Source organism: Youngiibacter multivorans, from assembly GCF_017873395.1.
GTDB classification, from domain to species: Bacteria; Bacillota; Clostridia; order Clostridiales; family Clostridiaceae; genus Youngiibacter; species Youngiibacter multivorans.
In genome coordinates, this window is sequence record NZ_JAGGKC010000021.1 from 14,208 (window position 1) to 29,216 (window position 15,009).

The window sequence follows — 15,009 nt, forward strand, 5'->3', positions numbered from 1 at the left end:
GGATCAGGCAGATGCCTTTTCCTGGCCTTTACTGTTTAATTGGGTCTATGAATGAAACGACCAGTTTTCCTGAATTTCTTCACTTATCTTCTGACAGGAAGTCCAGTGCAATCTGTGCCAGTCCCTTGGAAAGAAGCTTCATGTTCGAATCATCGAACGAGAAATAGGGATTGTGGTGAAGGACCGGATCTGCTTCATCCTTAGCAATGCCTATGAATGCGTAGGCGGAAGGAACATGCTGGCCAAGGTAGGCGAAATCCTCACCGCCCATTGACTGAATCTGGTTGTCAGATACGTTTTCGTTGTCCGCATGCTTTTTGAATGATTCCCTTGCAAGGTGTGCCATGTCATGATCGTTTATGAGGACAGGGAACCTTTTGCCATATGTGAAGCTGGCTGTTGCTCCCATTGACTCGGCAATACCGGTTGCAAGCTTCTCAAGTTCCCTAGGAATCCTCTTTCTCGTTTCTTCGTCAAGAGTGCGTATGGTACCCTTCATCACCACCTTATCAGGTATGACGTTATGTGCTTCACCGCCGTTTATACTGCAGACGGAAACCACTGCCGGAACAAGTGGATCAACTCTCCTGCCCACCATATTGTGAAAGGCCGAAATTACGGCAGCTGACACCGCTATAGGGTCAATTGTGAGGTGAGGCTGAGCGCCATGTCCCCCTTTGCCTTTTATGACAAGGTCGAACACATCAGGCGAAGCCATGATGGGTCCGCCGGAAACAGCTACCTTTCCTTCCTTCATCAGTCCCCACAGGTGGCATCCAAACGCTGCATCCACCTTCGGCGATTCAAGGATGCCTTCCTCTATCATCGGCATAGCTCCACCATCCTCTTCTTCAGCTGGCTGGAACATGAACTTGACGCATCCGTCAAATGAATCCCTAAGCTCAGACAGAATCATGGCAGCACCAAGAAGTCCTGCGGTATGTGCATCATGACCGCAAGCGTGCATCTTCCCCTTTACCTTGGACCTATACGGAACATCAGCCATCTCATCAACGGGCAATGCATCCATGTCCGCCCGAAGCAGCACTGTCCTTCCTGGTCCTCTGCCATGGAGCACTCCAAGTACACCGGTTTTCGCAATCCCTGTCCTTGTCTCTATTCCAAGCTTTCTGAGGGTCTCTGCAACGAGTGCAGACGTCTTCACCTCTTCAAATGCGATCTCAGGCTCCATGTGTATGCTGTGCCGTATGGACACTATCTCGTCATAATTTTTTTCAAGTATCTCCGATATCCTCTTTGACAGATATACCCCTCCCTTCAAATTCAATTACACTGATTATATATCCTTTAGGGCAGTCACTTCAATCACCATACAAGAAAGAATCCGGGCATCGCCCGGATTCTCATATTGTCTTCAGCCCCCGCCTACTGGCGGGAAAACTGAAAGCGTGTCCTTATCCTCAGGAAAATCATCAAGAGATGCATCCCTTCCGTTTCTAAGCAGTATTGCCACATCCTCCTCCATGATTCCCATGGAGCCGAGTATTGTACGGATGGATTCACCCTCCGACACCTCAAGGTTAAGAATCTTACCCCTGTTTTCACGCAGTGTGGCGAACAGCCTTATCGTAAGGTCCAATGGTTCCTCCTTACTTCAGTCCAAGTGCTGAAAGCTTGTCTTCCGATGGAACTCCAGCCTCCGACCAGCCTCTGACCTTGTAGTACTCAGGAAGAGTCTCATTAAGCTTGGTTACCCAGCCCTTTGATGGTCCTTCAACAATCGGCTCCTCAAGAAGTCTCTTTGGAAGTGTATCCTCTGATGCAGCTATGCCTGCCTTCATGTTCCATACTCTCTCAAGATTCCATACTCTCTCTCCAGCCTCGATGAACTCAGTTCCTGTGTATGTTGAGCCGGTGATCGCGTTTATGAGGTCAGCATAGTCGTCTGCACCCATAGCAAAGGATGTGAACAGGCAAAGTCCTGATGAATCTATGGCTGCTGTGAAATCCTGGAACAGCTTGGTCCATTCTGCCTTACCTTCAACTGAGAACCTGTCAAGCTTCTCTGGAAGTCCAAGGATCTCAGGGGAGATCATGTAGCCTCTTACGTGGCATCCGCCTCTGTTTGAGGTTGCATATGAAATTCCGTGTCCCTGTATTCCTCTTGAGTCGTATGCAGGAAGCTCCTGCTTCTTTACTGTCATTGAATACTCTGGAACGCCGTAGCTGTCGCAAAGTCTGTATGAGCCTTCTGCAAGCTTGATTCCGAAGCCTTCAACCGCTCCCATTCTCTTTGTCCATTCTACTATTGCGTCTGCACTTCCCCAAAGAAGCTCAGGTCCGTCGCCAAGCTCTTCCTTGGTGATGTAGCCTCTCTGATAAAGCTCCATTGCAGCGGCGATGGTTGCGCCGGCAGAAATTGTGTCAAGTCCGTACTCGTTGCACCAGTAGTTAGCCTTTATTACGGCTGGAAGGTCCTTTACGCCGCAGTCAGAGCCGAAAGCCCATACTGTCTCGTATTCTGGTCCCTGTCCCTTTATGTCGTCAACTTCGCAGTATCTTCCGCAGCCTATCGGACATCTGAAGCATGGATCCTTTCTTGTAAGATACTTCTCAGCAAGAGTCTCTCCACTTATCTCTTCAGCAAAGGAAAACTGTGACTCCTGGAAATTCTTGGTTGGCAGTACGCCATTCTCGTTGATTATGTTTACGAGCACAGCAGTTCCGTATGCAGGAAGTCCCTGTCCGGTAACGCCGTTATCCCTGATCTTCTTGGTGCATCTTGCAAATACTTCCTTGAGCATTGCAGGATCCTTGACCTCTACCTTCTTAGATCCCTTGACAACGATAGCCTTAAGGTTCTTCGATCCCATAACGGCACCGACTCCTGACCTGCCTGCTGCCCTTCCCTTGTCGTTCATGACTGCAGCCATGAGTGACATTCTTTCGCCTGCCGGTCCTATGCATGCTACCTTTACCTTCTCGCCATGGATTCCTTCGAGAGTATCAGTGGTATCTGCAACAAGCTTTCCCCAAAGCCCTGAAGCATCCTTTATCTCAACTTCGTCATCAACTATGTTCAGGTATACTGGCTTTTCTGATTTTCCTTCAAGGACTATCATGTCATAGCCGGCAAACTTCATCTCTGCGCCGAAGAATCCGCCTGAATTCGAGCTTGCAACCGTTCCTGTAAGAGGTGACTTGGTTATTACCATGTACCTGCCGCCGGTTGGGGTATTGGTTCCTGTAAGTGGTCCTGCAGCGAAGATAAGCTTATTCTCAGGACTGAGAGCATCTACGTTAGCATCAATCTCATCAATGAGCATCTTAGTGCCAAGTCCTCTTCCCCCAAGGAACTTAACTGCATCATCAAGATTCAGCTGCTCCTTCTTGACTGTCCCTGCGGTCAGGTCGACCCTCAGTACTGTACCCTGGTATCCGTAATAGTTTGACATACGATCCCTCCTATGGTTGTTCTGTACTAATATATAAGCAAGAATCATGCCAAATATTGTCAAGCCTGAAAACGTTTGAATTGCAATGGTTTACATTTTGATCAAAAAACAACCGCTCCATAATGGAGCGGTTATGCATATTATTTAGTGTTCCATTCTGGGACCTTGTCCCGAAATGATACATCGAGTCCGTAACCCTCAAGCTTTCGATATAGGGTATTCCTGCCAATCTCAAGTGATTTGGCAGCCTTTGATATGTTCCAGTCCTCATGCTCCAGCATGAAGAGTATATGTTCCTTCTCTATTTCACCGAGGCTTGCTACCCTTCGGGATGGTCCTGAAGCTCCAGCCATCGGCAGATCTCCTCTTCCACGGTTGACCTCGAAGATGTCCGGTGCGCTCTCCGTATTGACAACAAGCTCCACATAGTTCTCCAGTTCCCTGATATTTCCTGGCCAGTCATAATCCATCAGCCTGTCCATCTGGTCCCTTGTGAAATCAATCCTCTTCTTGTTGTGCTTCTTGGAGATTCTACCCATGAAGAAATCAAAAAGTATTGGGATATCAGACCTTCGTTCCTTGAGTGAAGGAAGCCTCAGCGGCAGTACGTTAAGCCTGTAGTAAAGGTCCTTCCTGAACGTTCCCTTCTCAACCTCATCCCTCAGTTCCCTGTTTGTCGCCGCAATGACCCTGACGTTAACTACATTGTCATTGATGCTTCCGATCCTTGAGACAGTACCCTCCTCGATAACCCTGAGAAGCCTTGTCTGAAGGTCGATGGGCATCTCACCTATCTCATCGAGGAACAGTGTCCCTCCGTCTGCAAGCTCAAACTTTCCTGGCATCCCCTTGGACTTTGCTCCGGTAAACGCACCCTCCTCATATCCGAACAGCTCCGATTCGATCAGGTTCCTCGGTATGGCACCGCAATTGAGTGCAATGAACGGTTCCCTTGAACGTGTAGACCTGTTGTGTATGGATTGGGCGAAGAGTTCCTTTCCGGTTCCGCTTTCACCCATTAGAAGCACTGTTGACTTGCTGTCAGAAATCTTCTTTGCAAGGTCCAGGACCTTTACGAAATTCGGGTCCTGTCCAATTATCTTCTCAAAGGTGTATATCGCCCTTCTGCCCATGAGCTTTTCAGCGAGTTTCCTCTGTTTCCTGACTTCCTTAAGGACCATTACAATTGAATCATATTTCCCACGAGTCAGTCTGTAGATGCTTACATTGTACTGCAATCTGTTCTTCCTTGAAAATACGTCAGTATCAGCCTCGTATTCCGTACCGTCCTCGATCAGGCTCCTTCGTATGGAATCCCAGTCCCTGAGTAGCTTCCGGGCATTGATTCGCCTCATGTCGTCCTTGTCGTATCCGAACATGTCGCATGCCATGTTGTTCGTCATGTCTATGTTTCCGCTTAAGTCCATTACAACGACTCCAACCTGGAAGGTGTCGAGTATTGCCTCATGGAACATCTGCCTTTCAGAAAGGTCGCTTTTAGACTTCTCGGATTCCATCATCTTGCTTATGGAATGGGCGGCAGCAACCACCATTCCTAATGTGTGGGAATGGACTCCATCGCTGTAGCCAGTAAGGTCCAGAGTCCCGATCAGATTTCCTTCAGGATCCCAGATTGGCGCTGCTGAGCACGTCCACCTGTGATAGACACTGACAAAATGTTCGCTTCCTGATACCTGAAGAGGAATCCGTTCTTCGATGCAGGTACCCATGGCATTTGTCCCGATGCTCCTTTCATCCATGTATGCACCTGGAACCATATGGAAAGAGAAGGCTTCAGTCAGAATGTTCTCATCACCTATTACGGAGAGTATGCACCCTTCCCTGTCTGTCAGTATCGTGAAGAAATCAGAGCCCCTTACGAACTCGTGAAGGTTGTTTATGAACGGAGCGGCGGTCAGAATGAGGCTGTTGTTTTCCTCCAGCTTCTCGAACAGCTCGCGTCCCTCAAGAATCCGCTTCGAATATACCCTGTCGCTTCCGACCTTGTATCTCCTGCATCTCTCATGGGACCTTTCGATATAGTCCTTTATTCCAGGTACTCTGGCATCAATTGTGCCATATGACTGTTCTTCCAACAAATCCACCTCCGGCAATAGAAAAAACTTGAAGCATATACTCCAAGTTTACAGCAAATGTCTCTAACTTACAACGCAAACCGTTCCATTACGGTACAAAGATTCAACCACCAGCTGTCAGGAACTTTATCCGGTAATCCTTCAGCAGGCCTTCGAAGACTTTATCATCCGCTTCAATCGTTACCTCGACCTCAGGAAACGTTATGGTTTTAAGCATATACACAGTCTGAGGGCCGATTTCCGCCATCCAGCCTTCGCCTTTGAAAAGCATGGTCCCATCAGATTCTTCCGAGGATATCCCTCCGAGCCTTGAAAAGTATTCAAGAAACTCCTGCCTTTCCTTTCCTCTCATGAGGAATGTCTTCTTAGTCATATGCATCCTCCAATTATAGATAGACTGATCCTTTACCCGTCCCGTATCGTATTTTCCAGTCAGGTGTGCCAATATAGCGGTCATAAAGGTCGTCAGCAGTCCTTATCAGAACATCCTTCAGCTCCAAGGTATCTATCCAGTCATCTGGAATGACTTCAACACCATACCTGGCACCCAGAAGGTTTCCTGTTATCGCACCGGTACTGTCGCTGTCACCGTCGTGATTGACAGAAGCTGCAAGAGCTTTCCTGAAGTCACTTCCATATCGTATGGCACAGTAGGTTGAAATCGCCAGGGCTTCTTCTCCGACCCAGCCTTCTCCAATTTTTGCTATGGCATCCGCATCATTGGATTTAGAATCTGCCAGATCTATTGACAGTCTGAGCTTCGCTGCTGTTTCCAGGGAGCCATCCCACAACTCAATTACATCAATGGCTTCCTCAGCTGCTTCCCTGATACCAGAGCCAGATATTATCGAGGCAATCATGAAGGCTAATGCCCCACCGGGTAGATATCCCGATGGATGGCCATGTGTTATCGCAGCGAATTCAACACCTTTTAGAAATGCTTCACCTTTCTCATAGAAGAGACCTGCCGGTGCAGTCCTCATGACTCCTCCGCAGCCTTTGCTCCAGTTGTGAGGAGACTGCCATGTACCCTTGATGCCTGATAACAGCGACTGCAGGCAGGTGTTCCCTGGTGCTCTCTTGTTATGGAGATCCACATGGTCGAGCAGCCAGCCTTTCATTTCAGGCTTTAGCCTCTTTTCCCCCTGAGTGAACAGCCATCTTCCATATGCGCTGAAAACCTCATCTGAAGGTTCGCTCACTTTCCCCTGTCGTCTCAGCATCTCGCTGCAAACTATGCCTTCAGCCGTGAAAAGCGCCATCTGCGTATCATCTGAAATCAAGGCTTTTCCGCCTTTTGAAACGACAAGGTCGGTTATCCCGTCCTTCCCGTACTTCTTTTGAATCATATCACGGCTCATGAATTCAATGGGATATCCCAAAGCATCTCCTATTGCTCCCCCCAGAAGGCATCCTCTGTAAAGGTCTCGCTCTCCCATACAACCACATCCTTTCGTTATCCTTAGGATATCAGGACAGGTATACCACTAACCGGACATCAGAGGAGCTTTGCAGAATGAAGCGGCAAATATTCAAGGACACCGCTGCGGCTGGTGCTCTCAAATACCGTGATCTCAGTGACTTCTGCCATCCCGATTCCTGATAGAGGAGAAACATCAACCGTATCGAGTGGCTTTTCAAGCTTTGCTTCCCTCGCAAGAGTCAGGTGAGGGGAATACGGTCTCTCCTCTTTCATGAAGCCAATCTTCCCGAATTTTTCAGAAAGCCTGTCGTACAGCTCGTAAAGCTCTTTACTGCCTTCCATTCCAAGCCAGATTATCTTCTTTCTCCCTGACGGGAACTGGCCAAGCCTTCCTATTGCAAGTGAGAAGAATTTGGTTTCAGCAGCAACCTCATCAACAGCTCTGAAGACATCACTAAGCTTAGCTTCATCGACTTCTCCCAGGAAATTCAGCGTCAGATGAAGATTCTGCGCCCGCGTGAACCTTCCTTGGGCAATATTCCTGAGGCTTCCCTGCACCTTCATTATCGCTTCCTTTTGTCCTTCTCCGAAGTCAATCCCAATGAAGATCCTCATTGTTCTTCCTCCACATCCATGAGGACAAATTCCTCGATCTCGAAGTTTTCAAGTACATCTTCAAGCGAGCTTTTCCTGACGACAGCAATGACATCCTTGCCGCACAGCAGCGCCTCAGTGAATGCATCATATAAGCCCATGCCGCGGAGTTCCAAGGGGCCTATCTCATCGATGATTATACCTTCGCACCTTGGATCCCTGCATATCTCATCAATTACCTCATCAGCCCACTCGAAGGCATCAGGATCAAAGAACAGATTCCCTGACTGAAGCCTGAATACCTTGGATTCCTCCTTTACTGCAAGCATCCTCTCTGTCCCATCGGAAAGCCTCTTAAGGGTATATCCCATCAATTCATCACCCACAAATACCTTGAGTGACACAATCCCGTCATATCCCAGGTCCTTCAGGTCATCCCAAAGGACAAGTACCCTTGCAGTCTTTCCCTTGTCAATACCTCCAGTAACTATCCAAACCATACTATCACCTGCCAAAAAATCGATTCATGATTACATTATACTTTGTAATGCAAGATAAAGCTTCAGAATACACCACTTTTCACTTTTTCAGGAAATGCAAAGGGACCGTCAGACTGACGGTCCCTGGGAAACTGATACTATTCTATTACTGTGTTGAGTATCTTTTCCTTCTGCTTTGTTCCATATGTCCTGATGAACAGGGCATATCCTGCGGTAAGAACACCTGCTGCTATGTACGAAGCCGTGTAGCTTGCAGGATCCATTCCAAGCTTGGTCTCAAGACCTAAGCCTATCGGTGCATGGATTATGTAGCTAGTGACCACGAAGCAGTAGAACATTCCAGGAATAAGCGATATGAGGTAATTCTTCCCGTGGATGAGAAGGTATACCGATATCATCGCAAGTGCGAATACTGCTATTGTCTGGTTTGTGAATGCGAAGTATCTCCAGAGGATGTTGAATCCTGCAGTATTTGACTTAGCATAGTAGAGGATTGCTATAGCTGGTACGAATATGCCTGCTGTAAGCGTTACTCTCTTAGTGTAATTGACCTGGTCGATGTGGAAGGTTTCAGCAAGCATTAGTCTAAGCGACCTGAATGCTGTGTCTCCTGAAGTTATCGGAAGTACTATTACGCCTGCTATTGCAAATATTGCGCCTATAGGTCCGAGGAATTCCCTTGAAACAAGACCGATCATGAGTGTTGCGCCAGTCTTTATGTCTGTTCCTCTTCCGAAGAGTATCATTGCACCGGCTGCCCAGCACATTGCTATGAAGCCTTCAACAAGCATCATGTTGAAGAATGTCATTCTGCCTTCCTTCTCGCTCTTTACAGCTCTGCCTATGAGGGTAGCCTGTGTCGAGTGGAAGCCTGACATGATTCCGCATGCTACTGTTATGAAGAATACTGGTACGAACGGAAGCTTTGAAGGATGGTTTCCAAACAGTTGTGAGAAATTGAGGTTCTGAAGGTTTGCTCCACCGTCAAGCATGATTCCAGCAAATATTCCAATTGCTGAGAATATGAGGATAGCTCCGAATATCGGGTATACCCTTCCTATTATCTGGTCAATCGGGAAAAGTGTAGCTATAAGATAATATAGGAATATTGCTGCATATACTATCCATGTTGTTGGATTCTCGAACAGAGGCTTCTGCCCGATAAGCTCATTTACTATGAGGTCTCCAGGTGTATATACGAAAACTGCTCCAACAAGAAGCATGAGTATCCATACTACTATGTTGTATACATTGAAGACACCCTTTCCAAGGTACTTCTGTATGAGCTTAGGCATCTGGGCTCCACCGTTTCTCATTGAAATCATTCCTGAGAAATAGTCATGAAGTGATCCAGCGAGTACGCAGCCTACAGGTATGGTTATGAAAGCTATAGGCCCGAAAAGTATTCCCTGTATAGGCCCGAGGATCGGTCCTGTACCTGCTATGTTCAAAAGCTCTATAAGACTGTTCTTCCATTTTTTCATTACGACGAAGTCAACTCCGTCTGCCTTAGCTACTGCCGGTGTCTCCCTGTCATCAGGTCCGAATACTGTTTCGCAATACTTTCCGTAAGCCAATCCACCTACTAACAGAATTGCAAGTCCAACCAAGAAAGTTAACATAATAATCCCCCTTATGAATTATTAAGAATAGTGCTTGTGACCCTTTGTCACATACCGATACGGAAAATTGCCCTGTCTGTCTTTTTTTCCAGGATGGTTCTAAGGTGCTTCTTTTCTTCCTTGAGGATAGTCTCCAGATCCCCTTTGGCTAGGTCCGGATAGACTCTGGCAAGCTCTGTTACGAACATCACAGAATCCGTCTCTACCCTCTCGGCGATATCGAAGACCTGACTCTTGTCAAAAAGCGCCCTTGCTTTGGCAACAACCGCTTCGGAATCGTTGAGAAAATTATTATCGATCAATAAATCCAAGTACCTTGCATCATCCTCATCCAGTTCCACGTCGCCAACATCAGGGACCTTGCCGAGCAGAGCAACGTAGATCATGTTGTGCCTCTCTTCATCTTTTGCAAGATTTTCGAAGAACTGTACACCAATTCCCTTGTTTACCTCCTTAGCCATAGTCCTGTAAAGTTCCGCCACCTTGATCTCATTGTCAGCTATAAGCTTGACGAGTTTGGTACCGTTCCATTTGACAGACATTATTACCCCTCCTTTCAAAACTTCTTAATATTATTTTAACTATTTATGAACTCAATTGTCAATGGTATGACCATAATCGTTTACATTTTACGACTATTAAATTTATATCTAACATGCTCAATGAATCAGTCCAATTGTCATATTTTTGCCAATTAAACAATTAATACCCTGAAGATTTCATATCAGAAAACTTCAGGGTATATATTCATGCTAAATGTATAAATGATTGAAAATCACAGAATGTTCGACTCAGGCTTTCAGGCGGATTAATTCAAAATATGCAAACCTTCGAAATGCGTTTTCAGGAATGTTTATACACACTCAAAATCTATCCAAACCGACTTCTGGTTATGCTGCCAAGAGTTCCATGAACTCCTCGCCTGTTATTGTCTCCTTCTCAAGAAGGAACTTTGTCAGGTCATGGAGCTTCTGCTTGTTCGCTTCAAGTATGTCCGTTGCCTTTATGTGGCATGACTTTATTATCGCCAATATCTCTTGGTCGACCTTGGCTGCGGTGTCGGCTGAAACCATAAGCTGAGTATCTCCTCCAAGATAAGGATTTACCACAGTCTCAAGCGCCATCATGTCGAAATTCTCGCTCATTCCGTACCGTGTGACCATTGCCCTGGCAATCTTTGTTGCCATCTCTATGTCATTTGAAGCGCCAGATGTGACCGTCCCGAAGATCAGTTCTTCAGCTGCACGTCCTCCCATGTATGTTGTGATCTTGTCGAGAGCCTGCTCCTTTGTCAGAAGCACCTGCTCCACTTCGTCAATCTGCATGGTGTAGCCAAGAGCTCCAGATGTCCTTGGTATTATGGTTATCTTGTGGACCGGGGCAGAATCCTTCTGCATCGCCGCAACAAGGGCATGCCCAATCTCATGATAGGATATTGTAAGCTTGTCCTTCATGCTTATTACCGCATTCTTTCTCTGATAACCTGCTATTACTACCTCAACCGACTCCTCAAGGTCCTCCTGTATGACAGTCTTCCTGCCGAGCTTTACAGCTCTCAGGGCACCTTCGTTTATAATGTTGGCAAGGTCTGCTCCGGAGGCTCCGGATGTCGCTCTTGCGATCACATTGAAGTCAACTCCTGCATCGAGCTTTATTTTTTTCGCATGTACCTTGAGTATCGCTTCCCTTCCTGCAAGGTCTGGAAGCTCCACCGGGATCCTCCTGTCGAACCTTCCGGGTCTGAGAAGCGCCTTGTCTAAAGTCTCGGGCCTGTTGGTCGCAGCAAGGATGACAACTCCCTTGTCGGCTGAAAATCCATCCATCTCTGAAAGGAGCTGGTTCAGTGTCTGCTCCCTCTCATCATTACCGCCGATTCCGCCGGAATCCCTTTTCTTGCCTATAGTGTCTATCTCGTCTATGAAGACTATGCAGGGAGCCTTCTCCTGGGCCTGTTTGAAAAGATCCCTGACCCTTGCTGCACCCATACCTACAAACATCTCAACGAACTCAGAACCTGAGATCGAGAAAAACGGAACCTTTGATTCTCCGGCTACGGCCTTTGCAAGCAGAGTCTTTCCTGTTCCGGGAGGTCCTACCAGGAGAGCTCCTTTAGGTATGATGGCTCCAATATCTGCATACTTTTTGGGATCATGCAGAAAGTCCACAATCTCCCTTAGAGCATCCTTAGCTTCATCCTGACCAGCCACGTCCGCGAAGGTCTTGCCTGTCTGGGCTTCAACATAAACCTTGGCACTGCTCTTTCCGAATGACATTGCATTTCCCATTCCACCCTGGTTAAGCTTTCCGGAAAGCTTCTGTCCAAGATAAAGGAATAATCCTATTGGGAGTATCCATGTGAGGAGGAATGACATGATCGGTGACGCCTCCTGCGGAATAACCTTGCTGAAGCTTACGCCCTTGGCGTAAAGCCTGTCCACAAGCCCTGTATCTTCCATCCTGCCTGTCATGTACACGGCATCCTTGCCCTGCGCATCAGGTGCGTTATAAAGTATCTTGGTTTCCTGTATTTCAACTGTCTTGACTGACCCTGAATCTACCATGGAAAGGAATGTTCCATAATCCACTTCGCTTATTGAAGCGTTCATGATGGCCGGAACTACGAACGTATTGAACAGCAGCATTATAATCAGTACTATGCTGTAGTAGAACATCAGTGATTTTTTTGGCGGTTTAATCTCTTTCATCAATTTTCTCCTTTGTCATTTCGATAATCATTACCGAGAGCTTCTCAAGACCTTCTACCATAAGCATCAGGTCCTCACGATTCAGAGGCATGCCCTTTTCCATTCTCCCTGTAAGCCAATCGTCAAGCTTGGAGGCTATTTCCTGGCCTTTAAGGGTAAGCTGCATCAGCACCTTCCTGTCATCAGACGGATCTCTTCCCCTCTCCACAAGCCCTCTCTTCTCAAGGACCTTGCAGATGTTTGTCAGGTTTCCTCCTGCTATGGATGCTGAATCAGAAATCTTGCCCATGCTGGCAGATCCTTCAATATTCATGATCATAATGATCCTTGCCTGGTTGGGTGTAAGGTCTTCTAAGCTTCCCATCCTGTCAAGACAGCCGTCCATGGCCTCGTTAAGCTTTCTCGTGCTTTGAAGAAGCTTTGCCTTGAATTCGTTCATCTCCATCATTATCCCTCAATTTGCTTATAATTTATAAATATTATAGTTCATAGTAAAACTATACCCCCGGAAATCATCTTCCGGGGGCTTTTAATCGATTTTTAACTTTACAGCCAGGTCTCATAAGGTCTGAGTGAGTCCTCCACTATCTTTCCGAAGCTTTGGGAAGCACCCCAGTCGAACCTGAAGAGTCCTTCTCCGCCTCCACCGCCTACATAGTGGACCCTTGTGGCACCGGCAGCGTCGTCGATTGTTACAGTCAGTGTAAGTCTGTTGCCAACCCTGTAGAAATGCTTCTCGTATACCATTACCACTACCCTTCTGTCACTGAACCTGACCTCGTAGTGATCGAGCTTTTCTCCTGTAATGCTTCCGTTGATCACGGCATCATCAAGTGTTTCTATGGCTTCATCAATATCGAGTGAAACATGTATGGTGGTTTCCATCTTTCCCTCCTAATCCTCTATCTTTACGATCCTTCGCTTGGCCTTGTAGGTACGTCTCTTTTTCTTTACAACAGGCTCAGGCGTCTCTTCAGGCTCCTTTGGAATATCAGATTTGAGTGACACCCACATTGATGTACCCTTGCCTTTCTGATGTATCTCAAGGAAATCGAACTTCTTGAGGAACTTAGACAGCTTGGTGTCTCCGTAGTTCCTGACGTCGAAATCCGGATACCTTTTAACCAGCCGGTTTCCGATTTCTCCCATGTTCATGCTCTGGTCCTCTGCATCGACCTCATTCATCATCCTTATGATTGCGGACTTTATGACGCTGATGTCAGTCATATACTTGCCAGTCTCGGTCTGTTCCTGAGGCTTTGTGCCGTTTGTTGCGACCTTGGTATCAGGTTTTCCTTCAACAGGCTTTGATTTCATATCCTGATTGGATCCTTCTTCAAGTGCTTTCTTCTCTGACTCAGCCAGTACATCAAGATACTTGAACTGGTTGCAGGCAGCAATGAATGGTTTGGGGGTCTTCTTTTCTCCCATTCCTACCACCATCATGCCAGATTCTCTCAGTCTTGCTGAAAGCTTGGTGAAGTCGCTGTCCGAGGAGACAATGCAGTACCCATCTACATTACCCGAATAAAGGATGTCCATGGCATCGATTATCATGGCAGAGTCTGTCGCATTCTTGCCTACTGTGTACCCGTACTGCTGTACCGGAGTCACGGAATTTTCAAGAAGGACGTCCTTCCAGGATGCTACCTGTGGTTTGGTCCAGTCTCCGTATATCCTCTTGTATGTGGCTACCCCATAGTTTGAAATCTCATCAAGTATGAACTTTATGTACTTCGCCGATACATTGTCGGCGTCGATAAGTACTGCAAATTTTCTATCGTCAATCATATTTTGCCGCGCGTTTTTTGCAACGCGCACTCCTTTCCGTGTGTTACCTAAGTATCAGTATAGAGCATTTTTTTGTACTTCGCACGAATTTTGTAAACGATGAGATAGATTTGAGGCTGTACCTTCAGAGCCTTAAGGGTTAAAATGGGAGATATACTTTGATGGGAAGTGGTCGCATGATAGCAGTAATAGCAGGTACACCAGTGGATACGTCAATGGGAAAAAGCCTTCTTGAGGAACATGGATATGAGGCGAAGCCTTTTCCGATTTCAGATACACCTGAAGAGCAAAGCATACTCCAGGTCCTTTATCCTGAAAGGCTCCGAAAGATCATAGAAGATAAGGTGGATGAGATCAGGGCTCAGGGAATGGGCACGGTTTTCGTATATTGCAATTCCATTTCAGCGGCAGTTGACATGGAGGACATAGGTAACAAGAAGGGGGTCAGGATGATCACCCCTCTGATGGTCTACAGGGACCTCGGTAAGAGCTACAGAAGCCTTGCGGTTATCGCCGCAAACAGCCAGAGCGCCTGCGGCATAGAGAAGGCACTCCAGTCCGGCAAAAGCGACACTAGAGTCACTGGATTGGGTTCTTTGGAGCTCGTTGATGCGGTGGAGACAGGAATGGACCCTGAGAAGATAGTTGATGCATTTGACCTTGAAAGCCTAATAGGATTCTTCAGATCCTCAGGCTGTGAAGCCCTTGTTCTTGGATGCACCCATTTTTCCTGGTTCAGGGACGCTTTGGTGAAAAAAAGTCCTATAAAGGTAATAGACCCTGCGCTTATGATGCTGGAAATGCTCGAAAATTGAGCATTTCCAGCATTTCCAGCGTTACGGATGTTTTGATTTCAATTGAA

15 protein-coding genes are annotated in these 15,009 nt (G+C 46.9%); 1 reads left to right on the plus strand and 14 read right to left on the minus strand.

All coding sequences use genetic code 11. The features are described from left to right. Positions 1 to 79 precede the first annotated feature (79 nt). From J2Z34_RS11910 to J2Z34_RS11975, 14 genes are all read right to left on the minus strand, one after another. Positions 80 to 1,288 (minus strand): M20 metallopeptidase family protein, encoded by a 1,209-nt coding sequence (locus J2Z34_RS11910; RefSeq protein WP_209460094.1) that lies wholly within the window; start codon positions 1,286 to 1,288, stop codon positions 80 to 82. A gap of 87 nt (positions 1,289 to 1,375) precedes the next feature. Further along, a complete protein-coding gene (locus tag J2Z34_RS11915) occupies positions 1,376 to 1,600 on the minus strand; it encodes a MoaD/ThiS family protein (RefSeq protein ID WP_209460095.1) in 225 nt (74 codons plus the stop codon). Between the two features lie 10 nt (positions 1,601 to 1,610). Then, complete coding sequence (locus J2Z34_RS11920) at positions 1,611 to 3,416, minus strand: aldehyde ferredoxin oxidoreductase family protein (protein ID WP_209460096.1); 1,806 nt, start codon at positions 3,414 to 3,416, stop codon at positions 1,611 to 1,613. A gap of 140 nt (positions 3,417 to 3,556) precedes the next feature. Next, positions 3,557 to 5,512 carry a sigma-54-dependent Fis family transcriptional regulator gene (locus tag J2Z34_RS11925; protein WP_245250710.1) on the minus strand — a complete coding sequence of 652 codons (1,956 nt, stop codon included), beginning with the start codon at positions 5,510 to 5,512 and terminating at the stop codon, positions 3,557 to 3,559. A 103-nt stretch (positions 5,513 to 5,615) separates the two neighbouring features. Beyond that, positions 5,616 to 5,885, minus strand: coding sequence for a MoaD-like domain-containing protein (locus J2Z34_RS11930; RefSeq protein WP_209460097.1), 270 nt, complete (start codon positions 5,883 to 5,885; stop codon positions 5,616 to 5,618). 13 nt (positions 5,886 to 5,898) lie between these two features. After that, entirely contained in the window at positions 5,899 to 6,951 is a 1,053-nt protein-coding gene (locus tag J2Z34_RS11935; protein ID WP_209460098.1) for an ADP-ribosylglycohydrolase family protein, read from the minus strand. Between the two features lie 59 nt (positions 6,952 to 7,010). After that, complete coding sequence (gene thpR, locus J2Z34_RS11940) at positions 7,011 to 7,550, minus strand: RNA 2',3'-cyclic phosphodiesterase (RefSeq protein ID WP_209460099.1); 540 nt, start codon at positions 7,548 to 7,550, stop codon at positions 7,011 to 7,013. Further along, positions 7,547 to 8,029 (minus strand): nucleoside-triphosphatase, encoded by a 483-nt coding sequence (locus J2Z34_RS11945; RefSeq protein WP_209460100.1) that lies wholly within the window; start codon positions 8,027 to 8,029, stop codon positions 7,547 to 7,549. The genes thpR and J2Z34_RS11945 overlap by 4 nt, the downstream gene beginning before the upstream one ends. 137 nt (positions 8,030 to 8,166) lie before the next feature. Next, entirely contained in the window at positions 8,167 to 9,651 is a 1,485-nt protein-coding gene (locus tag J2Z34_RS11950; RefSeq protein ID WP_209460101.1) for a carbon starvation CstA family protein, read from the minus strand. 47 nt (positions 9,652 to 9,698) lie between these two features. Continuing rightward, entirely contained in the window at positions 9,699 to 10,193 is a 495-nt protein-coding gene (locus J2Z34_RS11955; RefSeq protein ID WP_209460102.1) for a ferritin family protein, read from the minus strand. A 348-nt stretch (positions 10,194 to 10,541) separates the two neighbouring features. Then, complete coding sequence (gene ftsH, locus J2Z34_RS11960) at positions 10,542 to 12,356, minus strand: ATP-dependent zinc metalloprotease FtsH (protein WP_209460103.1); 1,815 nt, start codon at positions 12,354 to 12,356, stop codon at positions 10,542 to 10,544. Next, positions 12,343 to 12,801, minus strand: a complete 459-nt coding sequence (locus J2Z34_RS11965) for a MarR family winged helix-turn-helix transcriptional regulator (protein WP_209460104.1) — start codon at positions 12,799 to 12,801, stop codon at positions 12,343 to 12,345. The genes ftsH and J2Z34_RS11965 overlap by 14 nt, the downstream gene beginning before the upstream one ends. Positions 12,802 to 12,902: 101 nt before the next feature. Further along, complete coding sequence (locus J2Z34_RS11970) at positions 12,903 to 13,241, minus strand: DUF6054 family protein (RefSeq protein WP_209460105.1); 339 nt, start codon at positions 13,239 to 13,241, stop codon at positions 12,903 to 12,905. 9 nt (positions 13,242 to 13,250) lie between these two features. After that, a complete protein-coding gene (locus J2Z34_RS11975; RefSeq protein WP_209460106.1) occupies positions 13,251 to 14,147 on the minus strand; it encodes an NYN domain-containing protein in 897 nt (298 codons plus the stop codon). Positions 14,148 to 14,308: 161 nt separating this feature from the next. On the opposite strand from J2Z34_RS11975, the gene J2Z34_RS11980 reads away from it, so the two are divergent. Further along, positions 14,309 to 14,962 (plus strand): aspartate/glutamate racemase family protein, encoded by a 654-nt coding sequence (locus J2Z34_RS11980; protein ID WP_209460107.1) that lies wholly within the window; start codon positions 14,309 to 14,311, stop codon positions 14,960 to 14,962. Positions 14,963 to 15,009: the final 47 nt, after the last annotated feature.

What these genes read in the sequence shown, in the direction of transcription:
- J2Z34_RS11920 (WP_209460096.1), bottom strand. Translation starts at nt 3,416, where the DNA reads ATGTCAAACTATTACGGATACCAGGGTACAGTACTGAGGGTCGACCTG.
- J2Z34_RS11930 (WP_209460097.1), bottom strand. Translation starts at nt 5,885, where the DNA reads ATGACTAAGAAGACATTCCTCATGAGAGGAAAGGAAAGGCAGGAGTTT.
- J2Z34_RS11935 (WP_209460098.1), bottom strand. Translation starts at nt 6,951, where the DNA reads ATGGGAGAGCGAGACCTTTACAGAGGATGCCTTCTGGGGGGAGCAATA.
- thpR (WP_209460099.1), bottom strand. Translation starts at nt 7,550, where the DNA reads ATGAGGATCTTCATTGGGATTGACTTCGGAGAAGGACAAAAGGAAGCG.
- J2Z34_RS11945 (WP_209460100.1), bottom strand. Translation starts at nt 8,029, where the DNA reads ATGGTTTGGATAGTTACTGGAGGTATTGACAAGGGAAAGACTGCAAGG.
- J2Z34_RS11950 (WP_209460101.1), bottom strand. Translation starts at nt 9,651, where the DNA reads ATGTTAACTTTCTTGGTTGGACTTGCAATTCTGTTAGTAGGTGGATTG.
- J2Z34_RS11955 (WP_209460102.1), bottom strand. Translation starts at nt 10,193, where the DNA reads ATGTCTGTCAAATGGAACGGTACCAAACTCGTCAAGCTTATAGCTGAC.
- ftsH (WP_209460103.1), bottom strand. Translation starts at nt 12,356, where the DNA reads ATGAAAGAGATTAAACCGCCAAAAAAATCACTGATGTTCTACTACAGC.
- J2Z34_RS11965 (WP_209460104.1), bottom strand. Translation starts at nt 12,801, where the DNA reads ATGGAGATGAACGAATTCAAGGCAAAGCTTCTTCAAAGCACGAGAAAG.
- J2Z34_RS11970 (WP_209460105.1), bottom strand. Translation starts at nt 13,241, where the DNA reads ATGGAAACCACCATACATGTTTCACTCGATATTGATGAAGCCATAGAA.
- J2Z34_RS11975 (WP_209460106.1), bottom strand. Translation starts at nt 14,147, where the DNA reads ATGATTGACGATAGAAAATTTGCAGTACTTATCGACGCCGACAATGTA.
- J2Z34_RS11980 (WP_209460107.1), top strand. Translation starts at nt 14,309, where the DNA reads ATGGGAAGTGGTCGCATGATAGCAGTAATAGCAGGTACACCAGTGGAT.